Here is a 20,613-nt window from a genome sequence, read left to right as displayed (position 1 = left end):
ACGTCACAGTTCGCTTTTCACGCCGGCGTATGTGTCGGCAATCCCGCGATCGAGAGGAATGGACGCCGTCCAGCCGAGTTCGTCCAGCCGCGACGTGTCGAGCCGCTTTCGAGGCGTGCCATCCGGCATGGTCGGATCGAAGCGCAATTGCCCGCGGAAGCCCACGATGGTGCAGACGAGATTTGCCAGTTCAGCAATCGAAAGTTCGTGTCCCGACCCGATATTGACCGGCTCCGCCCCGGAATAATGCCTGAGCAGGTAGACGCAGGCATCGGCCAAATCGTCTACGTGCAGGAATTCGCGTTTCGGTTTGCCTGACCCCAGAACTTCGAGGAAATCTGCTTCCGAAGTCTTGGCCTTGTGGGCCTTCCCTATCAGGGCGGGCAGAACATGGCTCGTCTGCGGATCGTAATTGTCGCCGGGGCCGTAAAGGTTGGTGGGCATCGCATTGATGAAATCGCAGCCGTATTCGCGGCGATAGCCCTGGCACAGTTTAACCCCGGCGATCTTTGCCAGCGCATACCATTGGTTGGTCGGTTCGAGCGGCCCTGAAAGCAAACTCTCTTCCGAAATCGGCTGCTCCGCTTCCCTCGGGTAGATGCATGACGATCCGAGATAGAGCAGCTTTTCGGTTGCAGCCTCGCGCGCAGCCTGGACCGTGTTGGCCGCGATCATCAGGTTGTCGTAGAGAAACTGGGCGGGATATGCGGAGTTTGCCAGGATACCTCCGACCTTGCCGGCAGCGACGATCACGACCTCAGGCCTGGATTCGTAGAAGAAGTCCCGCACCTGTGCCTGTTCACGCAAGTCTACCGAACGGTCAGCGACAACGACTTCGCAATTTTCGCCTTCGAGCCGACGGACGATCGCAGAACCCACCATCCCGAGATGGCCTGAGACGTAAACCCGCTTGCCTTCCAGTGGATAGGGCAGGCTATTCATTAGCCATTGCGGCCCGCAGCGCACCCAGGTCCGCCTCGACCATCTCGCGAGCGAGCTCGCGGGCCGTAGTCTTCGCTTTCCAGTCCAGAACGCGTTCGGCCTTGCTGGCATCGCCGATCAGCACATCGACCTCTGTCGGGCGGAAATATCGCGGATCGATTTCGACCAGCACCCTCCCGTCGAATTGTGCGATCCCTTTCTCAGCGAGACCCGTGCCGACGAATTCGATCGGAATGCCTGCATCCTCGAAGGCCCAGCGGACGAAATCGCGCACTTGCGTCGTTACGCCCGTCGCCAGGACATAATCATCCGGCTTATCCTGCTGCAGGATGCGCCACATTCCCTCTACATATTCGCGAGCATGGCCCCAGTCGCGCCGGGCATTGAGATTGCCGAGAAACAGCTTGTCCTGCTTGCCAAGCGCGATGGCCGCTGCTGCGCGCGTGATCTTGCGCGTGACGAAGGTTTCCCCGCGCAGCGGGCTTTCGTGATTGAAAGCAATGCCGTTCGATGCGTGAATGCCATAGGCTTCGCGGTAATTGACCGTGATCCAGTAGGCATAAAGTTTCGCAACGGCATAGGGGCTGCGCGGACGGAACGGTGTGCTTTCGTCTTGCGGCTTTTCCGAGGCCAGGCCGTAGAGTTCGCTGGTCGACGCCTGGAAGAACCGGCTTTTCTTCTCGAGCCCTAGGATGCGGATAGCCTCAAGCATGCGCAGCGTTCCCATCGCATCCGCGTTCGAGGAATATTCCGGCGTTTCGAAGCTGACCAGGACGTGGCTTTGCGCCGCGAGGTTGTAGATTTCGTCCGGCTGGACTTCCTGCATGATGCGGATGAGGTTCGTCGCATCGGTCATATCGCCGTAATGCAGGATCAGCTTGGGATCGGGCGCATGCGGGTCCTGGTAGATATCCTCGATGCGCCCGGTGTTGAAGGAGGACGAGCGCCGCTTGACGCCGTGCACCTCGTAGCCCGTGGCCAACAGGAGGCGGGCGAGATAAGCGCCATCCTGACCGGTAACACCGGTTATCAGAGCGCGTTTCGCCAAGCTGGGACCCTTTCGGTTTTCGCGATCCCGTTCCTCGGGCTTCCGCGATTACATATACGAGTGCCATGTGAAACGATTGCCTTCAAGGCAACCTTGCAGCGGCGGAATGTTGGAAATTTCCCCGAAATGGGTGGAATTCCCGCCGTGCGGGTTCCTCAGGGGCCCTATCGGGCGAGGTCAGTCATTTCCGGGAAGGAGTTCGATGGTGGGCGTACCAAGGTTCGAACTTGGGACCCCTACGATGTCAACATAGTGCTCTACCACTGAGCTATACGCCCACGCTATCGAACGAGCCGTTTTGGACGGCAGCGCGCCCATTAGCGAGGCCGCTCGGGCCGCGCAAGGGGCAAATCGGTGCAAATTACAAAAGCTGTGCGCTGACCTGTCCGCCAAGCACCCGTTCGACCTCGAAAACCAGGTCGCGAAGGTGGAACGGCTTTGAGAGAACCTTTGCGTGCGGCTGCTCGGCGCTTGCCTTGAGCGTAACGGCTGCGAAGCCGGTGATGAACATGACCTTCGTTGCAGGGCTGATCTCGTTGCAGCGCTGGGCGAGTTCGATCCCGTCCATTTCCGGCATGACTATGTCGGAGAGGAGGAGGTCGTAATCGCCCTTCTCGAGCAGCGGAACGGCCTTGGTGCCACGGTCGACAGAGTCGACGATGTACCCGGCATTGTCGAGCGCGCGCTCGAGGTAGGTGCGCATGGCATCGTCATCCTCGGCGAGCAGGATTCGCTTGTGGTTCGGCTCACTCATGCTGCGCTTCCTAACCCAAATCGCTTAACAAATCTTGTGCCGCATGAGCCGGTGTCCCTCAATGACGCAGCCGGTTTTGACTTGCCTAAGACAACGCGCCATTCCTGACGTTATGACGTCGAGCAACACGGGGCAGCCAGAAAGCGATTCGAACCGCCCGGTCGAACCGTTTACCCTGACGGTGGGCGAAGAGTTCCCGGTGCCGATCCTGTTGGCGGCTCCTCATGGTGGTCGTGCTTACCCGGACGGATTGCGGTACACTCTCCGCGATCCCGACTGCATAATCCGGCTTGAAGACAGGTTTGCCGACGAACTTGCGCGCCAGGTTGCGGAACTGACGGGGGCTGCGTTGCTCGTCGCACACACGCCTCGCGCGATTATCGATCTCAACCGCGCTCCCGACGATGTCGACTGGTCGATGATCATGGGAGTCAAACCACGCAAGAATGTGCATTCGCTCGCCAATCGCCGTGCACGCAGCGGGCTCGGCCTTGTTCCTCGCAGGCTGCCCGGGCTCGGGGAAATCTGGAAACAACCGCTCGAGCGAAGCGAACTCGATCACAGGATCGAGACGGTTCACCGGCCATACCATGCGGCGCTTGGCCGCACTCTGGAGAGGTTGCGGGACAGGTGGGGCGCGGCCGTACTCGTCGACCTTCATTCGATGCCGCCCCTGCCGCGCAGGCTGCATGGCGGTGCCCAGCCCGAATTCGTGATCGGGGACCGGTTCGGCACCAGCTGCGACGGCGCGCTGTCTGCGAGGGCGCTCAACTATTTCGCGTCGGCGGGGAGGGCGGCAACCCACAACCGGCCTTACTCCGGGGGATATGTCCTCGACCGCCATGGCGCGCCCCGGCGCGGAATTCATGCCTTGCAGCTCGAAGTCTGCCGGTCGACCTACCTCGATGCGCGTCTCGATCGGCCGAGCGCCAGGCTGCCTCGCGTGGCCCGCATTATCGCAGGGGTGGTCAATGCGCTTGCGGGAGAGGTTGCGGGCCTGAGTCCCGGAGACAGCTTCCGCCAGGCTGCCGAGTAGGCCGGCCAAACTACTTGTTCTTGTCGAGCAGCGGCCTGAAGTGGGTCCGCCAATCGACGCGGCCATCGCGGGTCACAACCGCAATTGCGGGCAACTCGGCCTCGATCAGTTCCACACGTTCGTCCCATCCGTCGTGCGAGCGGTTGCGGAAAATCCACCCGCCATGGCGCGGCCCCCAGCGGCGCATGAAGCCGGCGGCAGCAGCCGGGTCGTAACCTGCATTGACGAGTAGCCAGGGCATGAGGCGATCAGCATCGCGTTCCGTCATGCGCACTCTTCCGCCGCCATTGCCCCTCTCGGTAAGGTAAGGAATGTGGCCGAGGAGGTTGTGCGCCATTTCGTGCGCCAGCAATGCGGCGAACTCGGGTTCCGAATAGGATAGGCCGGGAAAATTCTCGCCGACAAGCACGCGCCCGCCGTCTGCACTGGCTCCGTCCTTCCCGCTCAGAAGCTCGAAGCGGCTGGCGCAAACGGTCTGCGAAGCGAGGGGCAAATTGATCACGCGGCCATCGGGTTTGCGCCATTCCAGGGTGACGGTCCCGTCCTTTGCGGATTTCTCGATCTGATCGGCGATCGCGCTGGCGCGCACCCAATCCTTGCGCTCGCCGGCCTCGATCTGTGCGATGTCGTTCCCGTCGATCGCCAGAAGTGTGTCGTTCTGCCCGATCCCTGCAAGAGCAGCAGGCGATCCGTCAGCAACCGACTGGACGCCGATGTCCCCGGCAAGCCCGAAAGTCGCGCGCACGGCATCGGGGCGCGAGTATGCCCTGGCGTCATGGACCAGCAGGCCGACGCTCGGCTTCACGGCATCGCAATAAGCGGCATTTGCCGCTGCCAGCCGGTAACCGGTGCGGAACAGCACATCTTCCTTCGACTGGAACACTTCCAGCGGGCTCTGCGCGGGTGAGGGGGCGAAGGCAGGCTCTGCAGATACTGCAGGCGCACAGGCACCAAGCCCGAACGAAAGGTGGCCGAGAACCACGAGGGTCACCGGCCACGCTATTTTCCGTTTCAGGTCGGGAAGCAACTTCCTGCCCTGTCGCCGGCTCAGGCGTTGGCGAGCGGCGTAGGCTTCCAGCCCTGCTCGGCCTGGCGTGCGAAGATGACGCGCATGTTGTCGAGCGAGAACATGTGTGCGTGCAGGAGCATCATCAGGCCGCTCTTGTTGAATTCCTCGAGCTTGTCGCCCGGAAGCTCCTGGAGCTTTTCTTGGTTGACCATCTTGAAGCCGCGATAAACGAACGGCTGGTCGTTGTTTTCGACCTGAATCGACACTTCGCCGTCCATGAGGAGGTCAGCGTCCTTGATCTGCTGCAGGAAGGCCTGCGTGCGCTGGGCAGCCGCTTCGAAGTTCTGGCAGAAATCGAGGATCTGCTTGGTCGCATCGGTCGATTCGCCATTTTCGAACAGCGGACGGCCTTCTTCGAATTCGCCGACAGCTTCGCTGGTCGGGTCGAAGCACAGCGAAAGCTGGTCGTTGTCCTTGGTGATGCGAGCCAGCATGAACGGATAGCGACGGATGTAGGCCGGGATGTAAACCGGATCCTTCACCTTGCCCTCTGCGTCGACGAAGGTGTTCACGCCTTCATTCAGGCCCATCAGGGCGAGCGGAAGCGGGTTGTCGCCGGTCGAAAATACGATCGGGAAGTGGCGTTGCGCCTGGACGAATTCATCGACGGTCAGCGGAATGGCGTGCGCCTTCGAAAGCCACGGAGCCGAGTCCAGCGTGCGCGACTTGTAATTCGCATGATCGCGGCTGTTCAGCGGCATGAGATCGTTGAAGAAAAGGGGCAGTTGAGGCTGCTGCGGCGCGCTCGCCATGGAAATTCTCCGAAAACAGGTTGATGATTTTGGGTATGGAACACAGGCCGCAACGGCCTGCATGCGCCCTCGGCGAGGGGCTTAGGCGGTCCCGCCTTCTTTCGCAAGCGGTACGAGTTTGCCGGGGTTGAGCAATCCGGACGGGTCCAGCGCCTGCTTGACCGCGCGCATGACCGACAGCGCGGCCGGGTCGCCCAGTCTGCCCAGCTCGTCGCGCTTCATCTGCCCGATGCCGTGCTCTGCGCTGATGGAACCGTCCCAGTCCGTGACAAGATCGTGAACGAAGGCACTGATCTTCTTACCTTCGACCGCTTCCCATTCGCCGCGAACGGCGCTGGCTGGTGCAAGGACATGAAAATGGACATTGCCGTCCCCGAGATGTCCGAAGGCGACAGCCCTTGTCCCCGGAAACTTCTGCTCGACAGCGGGCGAAGCGTGCTCGACGAAATCGGCCATCCGAGCCACGGGAACCGAGATGTCGTGTTGCATGGCAGGCCCGATCGCGCGCTCTGCCGGGGCGATGGAATCGCGGATAAGCCAGAAGGCCTCTGCCTGCGTTTCGTTTGCCGCGATCGTCGCATCGTCGATCAGGCCGCGTTCCATGGCATCGGCCAGAACATCTTCGGCGAGTTCGCGCAGCTGAGCTTCTTCGCCCGGTCTGCCCACCAGTTCGAACAGCGCGTTCCAGGAATGGGTGCCAGCCAGCGGCGCACGTGCATCGGGAAGGTGATCAAGGACAGCGCGCAGGCTATGGTCCGGCAGAACCTCGAAGCCTTCCAGCGTGTCACCAGTCGCTGCCTCGACATGGAGCAGGAGCTGCCTTGCATGCTGCAACGTAGGCAGGCCGACCCATGCGACGATCCTGCCCCCGGTTTGAGGGAGGAGCCGGAGGGTCGCGCCCGTAACGATGCCTAGCGTCCCTTCCGATCCGATCAGCAGCTGCTTGAGCTCGAAGCCGCGATTGTCCTTCTTGAGTGGGGTCAGCGTGTCGAGGATGGTGCCATCCGCAAGGACTGCCTCGAGACCAAGCACCTGGTTGCGCATCGTGCCGTGGCGCAGCACCTGCGTACCGCCTGCATTGGTGGAAATCAGCCCCCCGATGGTGGCCGAGCCTTTGCCTCCAAGCGTGAGCGGGAAGCGCAGTCCGTGTTTCTCCGCTTCCTCGTGGAGGGTCTGCAGGACGACACCGGCATCGCAGGTAATCTGGCCCTCTGAAGGATCGAAATGTCTGAACCGGTTCATCCGGCGAAGCGAGAGGACGACTGCATTCCCGCTCTCGTCAGGCGTAGCGCCGCCCGACATTCCGCTGTTGCCCCCTTGCGGGACGATCGGCACCCGGTGGCGGACACAAAGCTGCACGAATTCGGACACCTGGATCGTGCTGTCGGGCGAAGCGAGGCCGATCGCTCTACCGGTATAGCGACCGCGCCAGTCGGTCAGCCAGGGGCCCACCAGTTCGGGATCCCGGGTAAAGCCGCGCGGACCAAGCAATGCGGCCGCTTCCTCGACGAAGGCTTCGTATCTGTCGCTCATCGATGCGCCCATGCCACAAGCGGCGGGGAAAAAGCCACCACTTGCCTTCTGCGGCAATGGAATTAAGCCGATATTCAATTGGCGAGGGGCAGGGCGTGACCACACGCCGGAAATTCCGCTCGCGTGGTCACGAGGATTATCGACGCCCCGATGCCCAATCTCTTCACCCTGATTGCGCCCTTGGCGCTTGCCCTGTCGAATGGCGGGGACCGGGTCGTGGAGAATACGGGTGAGGCGCCGATTTGCGGCGGTCAGGCATGGTCGCAATCGCGGACTGCAGACCGCAGCATCAGTCCGCTGCCACTTTCGAGCGCTGCACCGGGCTGGTCGCCTCTGCTTGAAGCACCGCGCCCGGCAGGCGCCAACCAGGTCCGTATCGAGGGCAGGGTGATCCTGCGTATTTCACCGGCACCGGCCCCCATGCGCCAGAGCCTGATGGCCGAAACGACCCCAGCGTCGCGTCCACGTCTGGTTGAGCGCCCTTTCGCCAAGTGCGTCGAGGCAAAGCGCATAGGCGGCGTTGCCGAGCGCGGCGACCGGCTGATGCTGTTCCTGCGCGACCGCCGGACGCTGTCCGCCCAGCTGGAAAAGGGCTGTAGCCCGCGTGAATTCTACCAGGGTTTCTACATGGAACCGTCGGATGACGGCATGCTGTGCGTCGACCGGGATCGCCTGATGAGCCGGTCGGGCGCAAAATGTCAGGTCTCGCGTCTGCGCGAAATGGTCATCCAGACGGGCGACTGAGCGGGGTTTTCCTTGACTGGGAGACCTAAAACGGCGAAGGGCGGCGCCGAGAGAGGCTGCCTTTGGCGGCCCCTTTTGCCTATCCAAATCTCTGGGGCATTCACAAGCGCATGAACTTTGCCGATCTCGGCCTTTCACCCGACCTGCTCGCTGCGGTAGCCGACGCAGGCTATACCGAGCCGACGCCGATCCAGGCGCAGGCCATTCCGCCCGTGCTGATGATGAAGGACATCATCGGTATCGCGCAGACGGGAACCGGCAAGACCGCCAGCTTCGTGCTGCCAATGATCGACATCATGGCAAGCGGCCGCCGCCGCGCGCTGATGCCGCGTTCGCTGATCCTTGCGCCGACGCGCGAGCTGGCCGCGCAGGTCGCCGAGAATTTCGAGAAATACGGCAAGAACCACGATCTGAAGCTCGCGCTGCTGATCGGGGGCGTACAGATGGGTGACCAGGTCAAGGCACTGAACGAGGGCGTCGATGTCCTCATCGCGACCCCCGGCCGCCTGATGGACCTGTTCGAGCGCGGCAAGATCCTGCTCAACGGCTGCGAACTGCTGGTCATCGACGAAGCCGACCGCATGCTGGACATGGGCTTCATCCCCGACATCGAGTTCATTTGCGACAAGCTGCCGGAAAACCGCCAGACGATGCTCTTCTCGGCAACGATGCCGCCGCCGATCGAGAAGCTGGCGAAGAAGTTCCTCAAGTCCCCGAAGCGCATCGAAGTCAGCCGTGCTGCAACCACCAACAAGGACATCACTGCCTTCAAGGTGCCGGTGAAGTCCCGCCAGAAGCGCGAAACCCTGCGCTGGCTTTTGCGCCACGACCATGTCGAAACCGCGATCATTTTCGCCAATCGCAAGACCACGGTTCGCGAACTCAACAAGAGCCTGCAGAGCCATGGCTTTGCCAGCAGCGAAATCCATGGCGACATGGACCAGTCCAGCCGCCTGAAGGAACTGGACCGCTTCAAGAAGGGCGAGGTGAATATCCTCGTCGCCAGCGACGTTGCTGCGCGCGGCCTCGACATCAAGGGCGTGAGCCACGTCTTCAACTTCGACACGCCCTGGCACCCGGACGACTATGTCCACCGCATCGGTCGCACGGGCCGTGCAGGGGCAAAGGGGCGCGCCTTTACCTTCGTCGCTGAAGAAGACGGAGAAGCGATTGCCAATGTCGAGAAGCTGACGGGCAAGGAAATTCCCGTTTTCGGCAAGAAGGACGTCCGCGTCGAACTGGTCGAGCCTTCGAAAGAGGAAGACCGGCCGGGCCGCGAAGAGCGCAAGGCGCGAGAGGATCGTCCGGAACGGTCGGAACGCGCCGAACGGTCGGAACGCGCCGAGCGGTCGGAACGTCCCGCGCGCCCTAAGCCCGAGCGTAAGGCGGAAGGCAAGCCCGCCAAGGCCCGCAAGCCGCGTCGTGATGATGCGCGGGAAGACGACGGTGGCAAGCCCGGCGAATGGAATGGCCCGGTCCCCGGCTTCCTCGAGGTTTCTGCCGGTTGACTTAACGTCTCCCTAACTACAATCTTGTAGCAGGGATGGCGTGATGGAAATCTTTTACGAACCCTTGCGATCGACGCTGAATCTCCTGCTCTTGGCGGGGTTCTTCTTCGGCAGCCTCGCTCTCCTTGTGAAGCGCACCGGCCTGCTCGATGCGATGGTCCGCACGCGCAAGGAATTCACGACCAATCTCAGCCTCGCGCTGATCAATCTGGTCCTGCTTGCACCGCTTCTCGCCCTGCCGAGCGGTGCGATCCGCGAAGCTCTTGGAATGGGCGCACTATTCGCGCCTTTCTGGGAATCCCTGCCAGCCCCGCTCACGGTCCTTGCCGCGTTCCTGCTGTATGATTTCGTCGTCTATTGGCGCCACCGTTTCGAGCATTCGCCGCTGCTCTGGCGCATTCATGCAACGCACCATGCTGATACGGCGCTGTCGTGGCTGTCCGTCCAGCGCAAGCACCCGCTTAGCAAGCTGCTGAGCGTTTGCGTCGACATTTCGCTCCTGCTTCTTCTTGGTCTCCCGGAATGGTCGATCGGTCTTGCAGGTCTCGTCATCGCGTTCTGGGGCTTCTTCGTGCATTGCGATGTGCCGTGGACGCTGGGCATTTTCGGCAGGGTCTTGCTGTCGCCGGCAGCCCATCGCCTGCATCACATCCGTGACGAGGAACTGATGGGCACCAATTACGGCAACACGCTCACCCTCTGGGACAAGATGTTCGGATCCTATTGCGACCCGACGCCCTATCTCAATTGTGAGACCGGCATTGCGGAAGGTACGCGGAACTTGGGCGGGGAATTGCTACGCCCGTTCGAAAAGCGCTACTGGACGCGCCGCAAGGACCCGGCAGCAGAGGAAACCGAAGCCGCCGCCTAATCGGAAACCGGCTTCACGAAGCTGTCGAGTACGCGCTTTTCGCCTGCTTTCTCGAACTCGATCGTCAGCTTGTTGCCTTCCTGGTCGGTCACGAGGCCATAGCCGAACTTGTCGTGGAACACGCGCACACCGATCGCGATATCGGTACGCGGCTTGGCGGCGAAACTGGCCGCGCTTCGCCCGGGTTCGGCAAGCCGCTTGGGCGTCGTGTCATATCCCGTGGAAATCGCCCGCTGCCATCCGGGCCCCCGCGCCGTAGAGCGTTCGGGACGGCTGGACGATACGTGGGCGAAGGGGTCCTCATGCTCCGACCAGTTTGCGCGCCATAGCGAGGCGCCGCCGCTCATCGTGGTTTCGCTCTCGATATGCTCCTGCGGCAGTTCCTCGATGAACCTGCTCGGGATGGAACTGGTCCACTGACCATAAATGCGCCGGTTGGCCGCGTGATAGATCGTGCAGCGTCGCTTCGCACGGGTGATCGCGACATATGCGAGGCGGCGTTCCTCCTCGAGACTGGCGAGCCCACCTTCGTCGATAGCCCGCTGGCTGGGGAAGACGCCTTCTTCCCAGCCGGGCAGGAATACATGGTCGAATTCCAGCCCCTTGGCCGCGTGCATGGTCATGATGGTGACTTTCTCGCCATCGTCTGCCCGGTCATTGTCCATCACCAGCCCGACGTGCTCGAGGAAATCAGTCAGCGACTCGTAGTCTTCCATTGCGCGGGCGAGTTCGGTCAGGTTTTCGAGCCTGCCGGCACTTTCGGCGTTGGGGTCCTTCTGGAGCATTTCCTCGTAACCGCTTTCGGTCACTACGCGGCGCAAGAGTTCGGACGGCGTTACCCGCTCTGCCTCTTCGCGCCAGTGTACGAATTGGCCCAGGAGACCGACGAGAGTATTGCGGGCACGCGGCGGCAGCTCGTCGCTATCGGCAAGGTCCAACGACGCTGCCGCCAGTGGAGCCTGTATCCGCCGCGCATGTCGTCGCATCGCGTCGAGTGTCTTGGCGCCTAGGCCGCGCTTTGGCTGGTTGTAGATCCGCTCGAACGCGAGATCGTCTGCTGGCTGGGCGATGACGCGCAGGTAGGCGAGCATGTCGCGGATTTCCGCGCGCTCGTAGAAGCGGAAACCGCCGACGATCCGGTAGTTGACGCCGATCTGGATGAAGCGGTCTTCGAATTCGCGGGTCTGGTACTGGGCGCGCACAAGGATGGCGACCTCGTCCAGCGGTGCGCCTTCGGATTCTAGCCGTTCGATCGCTTCGCCGACACGCCGCGCTTCTTCGGGGCCATCCCATACGCCGACCACGCGCACTTTCTCGCCCGCAGGAAGCTCGGTCCAGAGCGTCTTGCCGAGCCTTTCGCTGTTGGCGTCGATCAGGCCCGATGCGGCGGCAAGGATTTGCGGGGTGGAGCGGTAGTTCTGTTCCAGCTTTACTACGGCGGCGCCCGGAAAATCTTTTTCGAAGCGCAGGATGTTCGCCACCTCGGCACCGCGCCAGGAATAGATCGACTGGTCGTCGTCTCCGACAACGCAAATATTTTTGCGTTCCTGCGCGAGCAGGCGGAGCCACAGGTACTGGACTTGGTTCGTGTCCTGATACTCGTCCACGAGGATGTATTTGAACCGCTGCTGGTATTGCGCCAGCACGTCGCGGTGCTGGCGGAAGATGTTGAGCATGTGCAGCAGCAAATCGCCGAAATCGCAGGCGTTCAGGGACTTAAGCCGTTCCTGATAAAGCTTGTAGAACTGCGCCCCGCGACCATTGGCATAGGCTTCGTTCTCGACCGCATCGAGATCGCCGGGGTTGAGGCCGCGGTTCTTCCACCGGTCGATAAGGCCGGCCAGCTGGCGGGCGGGCCAGCGCTTTTCGTCCAGTTCCTGTTCCTGGACGAGTTGCTTGAGGAGGCGCAGCTGGTCGTCCGTGTCGAGGATGGTGTAATTGCTTTCCAGTCCCGCCAGTTCGGCGTGGCGGCGAAGCATCTTGGCACCGATTGAATGGAACGTGCCGAGCCACGGCATCCCTTCCACCGCGTCTCCGATATGCCGCCCGACACGGTCCCGCATTTCGCGCGCAGCCTTGTTGGTGAAGGTGACGCAGAGGATTTCGCTGGGCCATGCACGCCGCGTTGCGATGAGATGAGCCAATCTTGCGGTGAGCGCCGCGGTCTTTCCTGTCCCGGCACCGGCCAGCATCAGCACAGGGCCTTCCGTCGTCAGCACGGCTTCGCGCTGCGGTGCATTCAACATGGCCGCATAGGGCGGAATTCCGGGGTTTTCTTCGCTTTTGGGAGGGACAGGCAAATCCGGCATGGTCATGGAACGGCTAGGGAACGAATAGCGGCAACACAAGCCTGCAAAGCCGGCTTCCGGAACATTCGCGGCCTGTTTCGCGTAGTCTGTGCAATGAGAAAATAGGAGAAGTGCTTTGAATAAGCTGATTTTCGCCGGAGCCGCCGCGCTTGCGCTCGCCGCTTCGCCTTCGGTCGCCCAGGATGTCGCAGTCGATGCAGAGGGCAATGTCTATGTCATGACCGATACCCAGCAGGTCATGTACGATGGCTGGCCCGAAGTCCGCCGCGTCGCCTACGACGCATGGCCCTATGGCGTGCAGGAATACTACTGGACGCTTACGCCCGAGCAGAACGCCGGCTGGTGGGTGCTCAACGATAGCCAGCGGGTGCGTATCTACGAGATGACCCCCGAACAGCGCGCGCAGGCATGGACCGCCGTTGCCGCGCAGATGAGCAATGCCAGCGACACGGCTGTCGCCGCGCGGACTTCTGCTTCGGCTGCGACCACTGGTCCGCGTTTCGTGCGCAGCGAAGTGATCCAGACAACGCCGGCCAGCGATCGTGCTGCCGATGGCGAGCTGCCGATCTGTGCCGACAAGGCGCAGGACAATTGCATCAACGCCTGGGAAGCCGGCAAGCGCGGTCCGGGTGTAAGCCGCCCGCTCGAATATTGGCCGGGCCGCCCGGCTAGCGAGATCGACGAGCCGCTCCCGGCCACCCGTCCGGAAAGCTGACACCATAACGATTGCTCCGGCCGGTTAACCGGCGGAGACGCTTGGAAGGGGCGGGGCCGCACATGCGGTTCCGTCCTTTTCTTTTGAGTGGTTCAGGCTTCCAGACGGAGGAGGGTAAGCTTGGCCTTGCCCACGACGCGCTCCGCCTCGATGGCGAGGGTGCGGATCTCGATATCCTCGCTCTTGTGCGTTTCGAGGGCGATCCAGCTTGCCGGACCGATCCATCCCAGCCGCAGCATCCGGTCGAGTGCGACCTGGCCTGCTCCCGTGTCGTAAGGCGGGTCGAGAAGGATGAGATCATGCGCCGCCTTTGCAGGGACCAGGCTCATCACCGAGCCTTGCTGGACGGTGGTACGGCTGCGTGCGCCAAGCGCCTCGATATTCGTACGGATGGCCTTTACCGCCTCGGCTTCCTGCTCCACGAACAGGCAATGTGCGGCACCGCGCGAAAGTGCCTCGATACCGAGCGCGCCCGATCCGGCGAACAGGTCGAGCACCGACAGGCCCTCGATGGTTCCGAGCCTGCTCGCAAGCATGTTAAACAGCGTCTCGCGGGTGCGGTCCGCAGTCGGGCGGGTCAGGTCACCCTTGGGTGCCACCAGCTTGCGTCCGCGCCATTCGCCGGCGATGACTCTCATTTGCCGCCCTTGCTGAGCTGGCGAGCGAAACGTTCTACGTCGGCCGGTCGGAATTCGACGGCCTGGCCACGCGGCAGGTCCGCCAGTTCGAACGGGCCATAGGAAATTCGCAATAGGCGGTTCACCTTGAGGCCGAGGTGCTCGAGCACGCGGCGGACTTCGCGGTTCTTGCCTTCGGTCAGCGTCATTTCGATCCAACGGTTCTTGCCCGAGCCCCGTTCGAGATCGGCCTCGATCCGGCCGTAGCGCACGCCGTCGATCTCCACGCCTTCGATCAGCTCGTCCAGCATCGCCTGCGTGACGTCGCCGAAGGCCCGGGCGCGATAGGTGCGCGGAACGCCCGAAGACGGCAGTTCCATCGCCCGCTTCAGCTCGCCGTCATTGGTGAGCAGCAGAAGCCCCTCGGTGTTGAAGTCGAGGCGGCCGACCGGCATCACGCGCCCGGCATTGCGGGGCAGCGCATTGCGCAGGGCGGCGTAAATCGTCGGGCGCCCCTTGGGGTCGCGTTCCGCCGTGATCAGGCCGGAAGGCTTGTGGAAGGCGAAGAGGCGCGTTTCCTCTGCCTGTTCGACCGGCTTGCCGTCGACGGTCACGCCGCGGAGCGAGCCGAGCTTCACGGCCGGCGTGTCGAGCACCTTGCCATCGAGCGCCACGCGCGCGTCGGCTATCATGCGCTCCACCTCGCGGCGGCTGGCCACACCCGCACGCGCGAGCAGCTTGGCGATGCGGTCGCCATCTTCAGGAAGTCGGTTGTCGGACATAGCCGCGCGGTTAGGCGCTCAGTTGGCGGCGCGCAAGGCTTCCTCGACCGTCTCGTGGTAGCGACGGATGCCGCTTTCCATCGTGCCGAGGGTCAATTCGGGCACCACGCCGGTCGCAAGACCCTGCTGGCCGAGTTCGGCGGCACGGAAATCCTCGCTCGCGAAGACGCCGCCATCGAGCAGTGCCCAGCTGCGTTCCCAATGGTCGCGCGCCTTGTCGGTGCTGGGATGTTCGGGGATCAGCATGAAGTCTTCGACCAGCGTAAGCTCGTGCGACTGCGGCATCATCACCATGAGATTGATGTAGTCGGGACTGGGAATGATGAGCGCGCCCGGCAACATCTGGTAGGCGAAAGTCACCACCCGGCGAAGCTGGGCCATGTCGGTTAGGTCGACCCCGTCCATCTCCTCCAGCCGTCCGACCGCGCTGCGGGCGTGGGGTCCGACCATGTCGCCCGATGTCACGCCGTCCTTGAAGAACGGGCCGATGGTCTGCGCGTGCAGGCGGGTGACGTGATAGCTTTCGAGGAAGGCATCCATGATGAGCTTCCAGTTGCCCTTCACCTCGTGGGTCTTGCGCCGGAAGAGCACATGCTCCCCCATGCCGAGCGCATCGAAATCCTCGCCCAGCTTGCGAGCATAAGAGAAATCCGCCGTTTCTTCCTTGGGGCAGAACCAGATCAGGCCGCCGGTTTCCAGCGAGGGGAGCTCGACCAGCCCCATCGAGCCCTTGTCGAGATCGGGGAAAGTGTCCGGGCGGGGCAGGGCGAGCAGGCGTCCGTCCACGCTGTAGGTCCAGGCGTGATATGGGCAGACGAGCTTCTTCGTGCATTGCACCTCATTGCCTTCGACCAGCCGCGTCCCGCGGTGCCGGCAGACGTTGAGGAAGACATGGGCGGTCCCTTGCGCATCGCGCGTGATCAGCAGCGCGCGGCCGGTCGCATCGTGAGGCACTGCCATCCCGGCATCGGGAACGAGCGCGCTGGGGCAGATGATTTGCGGCAAGCGATCGAAAATCGCGGCCTTCTCGCGCTGCCAGTAACCGGGGTCGGTATAGACGTGCGCCGGAACCGTGGTCTGGCCGATCGTATCGCGTTTCACATCGTTCGCGATATCCTCCGCCAGTCCCAGCATTCCCTCGGTCGGTCGACGACCTGTCGCCACTGTGGTCGGAACGCCCATCTGTTCTGTTCCTTTCTCTCTCCGGGCGCTAGTGTCGCAAAAAATAGCGCATTTAGGAAGGACGCTAGGGAATGGCCGAAGCGGTCGCGGACGCGAAGAAAAAGAAGATTTCCGCTTGGCGTGCCTTGGGGCTGGCGCTCTCGAACAGGAAAACGGGTTTCATGGTGCTGTTCGGCTTTGCCAGCGGCCTGCCCTTTGCCCTGTTCCTGGGCACCTTGTTCGCCTGGCTTACGGAAGCCGAAGTGGACCTCGAGACGATGGGCGTCTTCTCGCTTATCGGGCTTGCCTATGCCTTCCAGTTCCTCTGGTCGCCGATGATCGACAAGGTGAATATTCCCGTCCTGCGCAGGCTTGGTCGGCGCAAGCAATGGATCGTACCGGCACAGGTGCTGCTAGGGACGATCCTCGTCACCATGGCGCTGCTCGAACCCAAGACCCAGCTCGGATGGTTCAGCCTCCTTGCCGGTATCGGCGCATTTGCCAGCGCTACGCAGGACATCGCAATCAATGCCTGGCGTATCGATGTCGCCGACGAGGAAGCCACGATCGATATCCTCTCCACCGTCTACCAGATGGGCTACAGGCTATCATCGCTCGTCGGCGGGGCTTTCGGACTGATCATCGCCGCGCGCATCGGCTGGCCCGAAACCTACATGATGATGGGCGCAATCCTGCTGGCGGTCGGGTTTGTCGGCCTGTGGGCCCCGAACGCGGCCGAGGAAGCGGAAGACGTCGCTTCCGAAAGCGAGTTGCAGGTTCGCGCGCTGCGCAAGGCCGGCGAACTGTCGCCTGCCGTGCGCGGCCGGGCGCTGGCGCTCGTCGGACTGCTCTGGGCAGTCGCCATCGGCGCGGTGCTGGCCTTCATGATCATGTCGATGACCTATGCGCCGGAGGACCGGCCGAACCCCACGGAATTCACGCTGACTTACGGTCCGTGGATCATCGTGGCGACGATTATTCTCCCTGCGCTCATCGCCGGCTGGCTGGCATCGCAGAAGCGGCAGGGCAGGCATTTGCTGACCGAAGACGAGGACCCTGCGGCGGGCGGGGCCTATGCAATGGACCATCTCTATCGCGCGCTGGTGCTGCCTTTGGTGGAGTTCGTTGGCCGGATGGGCTGGTCGCTCGTGTTGATCCTCGCCGTGGTGCTTACCTATCGCATCTGCGACGCGATCTGGGGCACCTTCGCTTATCCGTTCTATCTCGGCGAACTCGAGTACACGAATGACGACGTCGCCTTCGCCTCGAAGTTCTTCGGCGTTGGTGCGATCATTCTCGGCCTTGCTTTGGGTGGCTTCATGCTGACAACGATAGGGCGCATGGCGACGCTGCTGATCGGCGGTGTCCTAGCCGCACTGACCAACCTGCTTTACGCCGACATGGCGGTGGGCGGTGCAAACATGCAGGCCTTCAGCGATGCGATCGGCTTCACTTACATGATCATGCAGATCCCCGAGATCGGCGATGCGGAGCTTGCCAAGCTGACCATCACCATCGGGTTCGAGAACCTTGCCATCGGTATCGCCGGGGCAGCCTATATCGCCTGGCTGTCCTCGATCGTCTCGAAGCAGTTCAGCGCGGTGCAATACGCGCTGCTGTCCTCGCTGACGCTGCTGGTGGGCACGCTTGGCCGCGGCGCGCTGGGCGAGATGATCGAGAACCAGGGCTATTACGACGTCTTCATCCTGACGACGTGGATAGGCCTCGCGGCAGCCGTGCTGGTATGCTTCGAATGGTACCGCGAGAGCCGCGGCAAGGCGGCTGCGGGTATCGTCGCGCCAGAAGTGGGGGAACGATTCCCGGCTGAGTGATCAGTCGGGCAATTCGTCGTTGAGGCGCAGGACCTCGCCAGCGAGGTAGAGCGAGCCTGCAATGAGCACGGGATGGCCGTCTGCCGGCAGGGCGGAGAGCGCATCCACGACATCGTCGGCCCTCTTCGCGTCCATGCCGAAAGCCTCGACACCGTGCGCCGCGTGCCCCGGGATCGGGACCACCGCAAGCGAGCGGATCCGGTCGCCCAGGGCATCTAGCAGTGAGCGCGGGTCCTTGTTGTCCAGCATGCCCAAAACGAGATGGAGCGGGCCGGAGAACGCATCCGCAATAGCAAGTCCGGCGCTGGAGTTGTGGCCGCCATCCAGCCAGACGTCCCGATCAGCTACGAGCGCGGTCAGCGGACCTGCACCCAGGCGCTGCATCCGTGCAGGCCATCTGGCCGTCTCGATGCCGGTCCTGATCGCTTCTTCACTGATCGCCAGCCTCGCTTGCGCGCGCAACATGCCATTGGCGAGGGCTGCGTTCCGTTCCTGATGCGCGCCGCCAAGGCCGGGTTCGGGATAGCCGGATGCATCGGGCGTGATGCTCCCCTTGCCGAAGGAGCGAACCATGTGGAGCGGCGCGCCGACGCTCTCGGCCACATCCCTGATTACCTGTTCGGCTTCCGGGAGATGGCTATCCTCCAGCGTGACCATCGGAACGCCGGGTTTGGCAATTCCTGCCTTCTCGAAGGCGATACGGGCGATCGGCAAGGTCGGAACGCCGTCCTCGGGCGCGAGAAGGAAGCGTTCGTGATCGACGCCCAGCGCAGCGATGCCGCAGGCGGCGAGAACGTCCGGTTCGAGCACATTTGTCGCATCGAAGCGTCCGCCGAGGCCGACTTCGACCACGCAGGCATCCGCCGCAACGCGTGCGAATTCCAGGAAGGCGGCTGCGATGGTGACTTCGAAGAAGCTGGGGTTGAGGTCTTCGCCCACATCCAGAACCTCCGCCAGCAGATCGGCGAGCCGCTCGTCCGAAATCAGCGTGCCCGCCACGCGGATGCGCTCGTTGTAGCGCACGAGATGCGGGCTGGTGGTGACGTGGACCCTGTACCCTTCCGCCTCCAGCATGGCGCGCAGGAAGGCGCAGGTCGAACCCTTGCCGTTGGTCCCGGCGACATGGAACACCGGCGGCAGCCTGCGGTGCGGATTACCAAGCCGGTCGAGCAGCGCGCGGATCGTGTCGAGGCCGAGGCGCCCGTCGGGCACGCTCAACAGTCCCAGCCGGTCGAGCTGGGCCTGGACCGCAGGGCTTTCGGAGCGGGCGAAATCCCGCATGGAAGGGGTCAGGCTGCCTCAGCCGAAGGGGCGAGGTAGTCGATCAGTGTCGCCAGCGTATCGCGCAGGTCGTGGCGGTGGACGACCATGTCGACCATGCCATGCTTGTGCAGGTACTCGGCGCGCTGGAAACCGTCGGGCAGCTGCTCGCGAATAGTGTCCTGGATCACGCGCTGGCCGGCAAAGCCGATCAGCGCGCCCGGTTCTGCCAAGTGCACATCGCCGAGCATGGCATAGCTTGCCGTCACGCCGCCCGTGGTCGGGTCGGTAAGGACGACTATGTAGGGCAGCCCCGCTTCCTTGAGGCGGCGGGTCATCACGGTCGCCTTGGGCATCTGCATCAGGCTGAGAATGCCCTCCTGCATGCGCGCACCGCCAGCAGCGGTCACGACGATGTAAGGGCAATGCCGCGTCAGCGCGCGTTCGGCGCCTTGGCAGAAGGCAGTACCCACGGCCATCCCCATCGATCCGCCCATGAAGCCGAAGTCCTGCACACCGACGACCGCGGGCTTGCCCTCGATCGCACCCGAACCGACAAGGAAGGCGTCCTTGTGCGGGCTCTTCCCGCGGGCCTTCTTCAGGCGGTCGGTATATTTCGACGTATCGCGGAACTTGAGCGGATCTTCCTTCACGTCAGGAATCGGCAGCGCCTCGAACCCTTCGTCGAGGATCTGTGCCAGCCGCTCATCAGCGCCTATGCGGCCATGGTGGTCGCAGCGCGGGCAGACGAAGGCGTTTTCCTGATATTCCTGCGCAAACACCATCTGCTGGCAGCTCGGGCATTTGACCCAGAGATCCTTGTCGGTGCTGCGCTTGGACAGCGAGGTGAGCGAATTGCGGACGCGCGTGAACCAGTTCATGCGCTGGCCCTTGCCGCCGAATGGACCGCCTTGGCAAGCCCTGCGGTGAGTTCGCGCAGCTTTGCCGGTGCCTGCGCCCCGTGTTCCGCGACGAGCTCGACCAGCGCGGAACCCACGACCACCCCGTCTGCCACGCGCGCGATCTCGCCGGCCTGTTCGGGCGTGCGGACGCCGAAACCGACGGCCACGGGGATGTCGGTCGACTGCTTGATTCGGCTCACATTGGCCTCGATCGATTCGATTGCGGCCTGCTGCATGCCGGTGATGCCGGCCACGGCGACATAGTAGAGGAAGCCCGAAGACCCTTCGAGGACCTGCGGCAGGCGCTTTGCATCGGTTGTCGGCGTTGCGAGGCGAATGGGGGAGATGCCCGCATCGCGAAGGTACGGACCCAAAGCATCGTCCTCTTCGGGCGGGATGTCGACACAGATCACGCCGTCGATACCCGCTTCTTTTGCTGCCTTGGCGAACCAGTCCGAACCGCGCCGGATCATCGGGTTCGCATAACCCATGAGCACGAGCGGAACCTCAGGATGCCGGTCGCGGAACTTGCGTGCGATCCACAGCACGTCGGCTGTGCTCGTTCCCGCATTGAGCGAGCGGATGTTCGCTGCCTGGATGGCCGGACCGTCTGCCATCGGATCAGTAAACGGCATGCCGAGTTCGATCACGTCCGCGCCGCCCTCGACCAGAGCGTCGAGATTGGCCGCAGTGTCGCCGTCGCCTGCCGTGATGAAGCAGACGAGAGCGGGATGGGGCTTGTTGAAGGCGTTGGCGAGGCGGGTCATTTTGCCTGCTC

19 protein-coding genes and 1 tRNA gene are annotated in these 20,613 nt (G+C 62.9%); 6 read left to right on the top strand and 14 right to left on the bottom strand.

Features of this window, described 5'->3' with window-relative positions:
• Positions 1–3: 3 nt before the first annotated feature.
• The 4 genes from GRI42_RS04920 to cpdR form a co-directional block, all read right to left on the bottom strand.
• Positions 4–942, bottom strand: coding sequence for a GDP-L-fucose synthase family protein (locus GRI42_RS04920; protein WP_160607225.1), 939 nt, complete (start codon positions 940–942; stop codon positions 4–6).
• Positions 935–1,990 (bottom strand): GDP-mannose 4,6-dehydratase, encoded by a 1,056-nt coding sequence (gene gmd / locus GRI42_RS04915; protein ID WP_160607224.1) that lies wholly within the window; start codon positions 1,988–1,990, stop codon positions 935–937. The genes GRI42_RS04920 and gmd overlap by 8 nt, the downstream gene beginning before the upstream one ends.
• 203 nt (positions 1,991–2,193) lie before the next feature.
• Positions 2,194–2,268: transfer RNA gene (locus GRI42_RS04910), tRNA-Val, on the bottom strand.
• A gap of 83 nt (positions 2,269–2,351) precedes the next feature.
• Complete coding sequence (cpdR, locus tag GRI42_RS04905; protein WP_160607223.1) at positions 2,352–2,744, bottom strand: cell cycle two-component system response regulator CpdR; 393 nt, start codon at positions 2,742–2,744, stop codon at positions 2,352–2,354.
• 112 nt (positions 2,745–2,856) lie between these two features.
• Between cpdR and GRI42_RS04900 the strand changes: the two genes are divergently transcribed.
• Positions 2,857–3,780 (top strand): N-formylglutamate amidohydrolase, encoded by a 924-nt coding sequence (locus tag GRI42_RS04900; protein WP_160607222.1) that lies wholly within the window; start codon positions 2,857–2,859, stop codon positions 3,778–3,780.
• Positions 3,781–3,790: 10 nt separating this feature from the next.
• On the opposite strand, the gene GRI42_RS04895 is transcribed toward GRI42_RS04900, so the two are convergent.
• From GRI42_RS04895 to GRI42_RS04885, 3 genes are all read right to left on the bottom strand, one after another.
• Positions 3,791–4,771, bottom strand: coding sequence for a M48 family metalloprotease (locus GRI42_RS04895; RefSeq protein ID WP_160607221.1), 981 nt, complete (start codon positions 4,769–4,771; stop codon positions 3,791–3,793).
• Between the two features lie 56 nt (positions 4,772–4,827).
• A complete protein-coding gene (locus GRI42_RS04890) occupies positions 4,828–5,601 on the bottom strand; it encodes a SapC family protein (RefSeq protein WP_160607220.1) in 774 nt (257 codons plus the stop codon).
• 81 nt (positions 5,602–5,682) lie between these two features.
• Complete coding sequence (locus GRI42_RS04885; RefSeq protein WP_234033844.1) at positions 5,683–7,134, bottom strand: FAD-binding oxidoreductase; 1,452 nt, start codon at positions 7,132–7,134, stop codon at positions 5,683–5,685.
• A gap of 123 nt (positions 7,135–7,257) precedes the next feature.
• Here GRI42_RS04885 and GRI42_RS04880 point away from each other — a divergent pair, with 123 nt between their 5' ends.
• The 3 genes from GRI42_RS04880 (at position 7,258) to GRI42_RS04870 (ending at position 10,257) form a co-directional block, all read left to right on the top strand.
• On the top strand, positions 7,258–7,878 hold the full coding sequence (locus GRI42_RS04880; RefSeq protein WP_234033843.1) for a hypothetical protein: 621 nt from the start codon (positions 7,258–7,260) through the stop codon (positions 7,876–7,878).
• Between the two features lie 110 nt (positions 7,879–7,988).
• Complete coding sequence (locus GRI42_RS04875; protein ID WP_160607217.1) at positions 7,989–9,386, top strand: DEAD/DEAH box helicase; 1,398 nt, start codon at positions 7,989–7,991, stop codon at positions 9,384–9,386.
• 43 nt (positions 9,387–9,429) lie between these two features.
• A complete protein-coding gene (locus GRI42_RS04870; RefSeq protein WP_160607216.1) occupies positions 9,430–10,257 on the top strand; it encodes a sterol desaturase family protein in 828 nt (275 codons plus the stop codon).
• Here the strand turns inward: GRI42_RS04870 and GRI42_RS04865 are convergent.
• Complete coding sequence (locus GRI42_RS04865; protein ID WP_234033841.1) at positions 10,254–12,503, bottom strand: ATP-dependent helicase; 2,250 nt, start codon at positions 12,501–12,503, stop codon at positions 10,254–10,256. The genes GRI42_RS04870 and GRI42_RS04865 overlap by 4 nt on opposite strands.
• A 178-nt stretch (positions 12,504–12,681) precedes the next feature.
• Here GRI42_RS04865 and GRI42_RS13925 point away from each other — a divergent pair, with 178 nt between their 5' ends.
• Positions 12,682–13,281: a hypothetical protein gene (locus GRI42_RS13925; RefSeq protein ID WP_234033839.1), complete on the top strand. Its 600-nt coding sequence runs from the start codon at positions 12,682–12,684 to the stop codon at positions 13,279–13,281.
• Between the two features lie 92 nt (positions 13,282–13,373).
• Here the strand turns inward: GRI42_RS13925 and rsmD are convergent, their stop codons facing one another.
• The 3 genes from rsmD to GRI42_RS04845 are packed head-to-tail and all read right to left on the bottom strand — an operon-like array spanning position 13,374 to position 15,862.
• Positions 13,374–13,919 carry a 16S rRNA (guanine(966)-N(2))-methyltransferase RsmD gene (gene rsmD, locus GRI42_RS04855; RefSeq protein ID WP_160607215.1) on the bottom strand — a complete coding sequence of 182 codons (546 nt, stop codon included), beginning with the start codon at positions 13,917–13,919 and terminating at the stop codon, positions 13,374–13,376.
• A complete protein-coding gene (locus GRI42_RS04850; RefSeq protein ID WP_160607214.1) occupies positions 13,916–14,680 on the bottom strand; it encodes a pseudouridine synthase in 765 nt (254 codons plus the stop codon). The genes rsmD and GRI42_RS04850 overlap by 4 nt, the downstream gene beginning before the upstream one ends.
• Positions 14,681–14,698: 18 nt before the next feature.
• The gene (locus tag GRI42_RS04845) at positions 14,699–15,862 is read right to left on the bottom strand and encodes an aromatic ring-hydroxylating oxygenase subunit alpha (protein WP_160607213.1); all 1,164 of its coding nucleotides are present in this window, start codon (positions 15,860–15,862) and stop codon (positions 14,699–14,701) included.
• A gap of 71 nt (positions 15,863–15,933) precedes the next feature.
• On the opposite strand from GRI42_RS04845, the gene GRI42_RS04840 reads away from it, so the two are divergent.
• Positions 15,934–17,673, top strand: a complete 1,740-nt coding sequence (locus tag GRI42_RS04840) for an AmpG family muropeptide MFS transporter (protein ID WP_160607212.1) — start codon at positions 15,934–15,936, stop codon at positions 17,671–17,673.
• Here the strand turns inward: GRI42_RS04840 and GRI42_RS04835 are convergent, their stop codons facing one another.
• The 3 genes from GRI42_RS04835 to trpA are packed head-to-tail and all read right to left on the bottom strand — an operon-like array spanning position 17,674 to position 20,602.
• Complete coding sequence (locus tag GRI42_RS04835; protein WP_160607211.1) at positions 17,674–18,954, bottom strand: bifunctional folylpolyglutamate synthase/dihydrofolate synthase; 1,281 nt, start codon at positions 18,952–18,954, stop codon at positions 17,674–17,676.
• A gap of 8 nt (positions 18,955–18,962) precedes the next feature.
• The gene (accD, locus tag GRI42_RS04830; RefSeq protein WP_160607210.1) at positions 18,963–19,814 is read right to left on the bottom strand and encodes an acetyl-CoA carboxylase, carboxyltransferase subunit beta; all 852 of its coding nucleotides are present in this window, start codon (positions 19,812–19,814) and stop codon (positions 18,963–18,965) included.
• Entirely contained in the window at positions 19,811–20,602 is a 792-nt protein-coding gene (gene trpA, locus GRI42_RS04825; RefSeq protein ID WP_160607209.1) for a tryptophan synthase subunit alpha, read from the bottom strand. The genes accD and trpA overlap by 4 nt, the downstream gene beginning before the upstream one ends.
• Positions 20,603–20,613 lie beyond the last annotated feature (11 nt).

Origin of the sequence: Qipengyuania gaetbuli (assembly GCF_009827315.1) — a bacterium.
GTDB classification, from domain to species: domain Bacteria; phylum Pseudomonadota; class Alphaproteobacteria; order Sphingomonadales; family Sphingomonadaceae; genus Qipengyuania; species Qipengyuania gaetbuli.
This window is presented reverse-complemented; position numbering and strand designations above follow the sequence as displayed.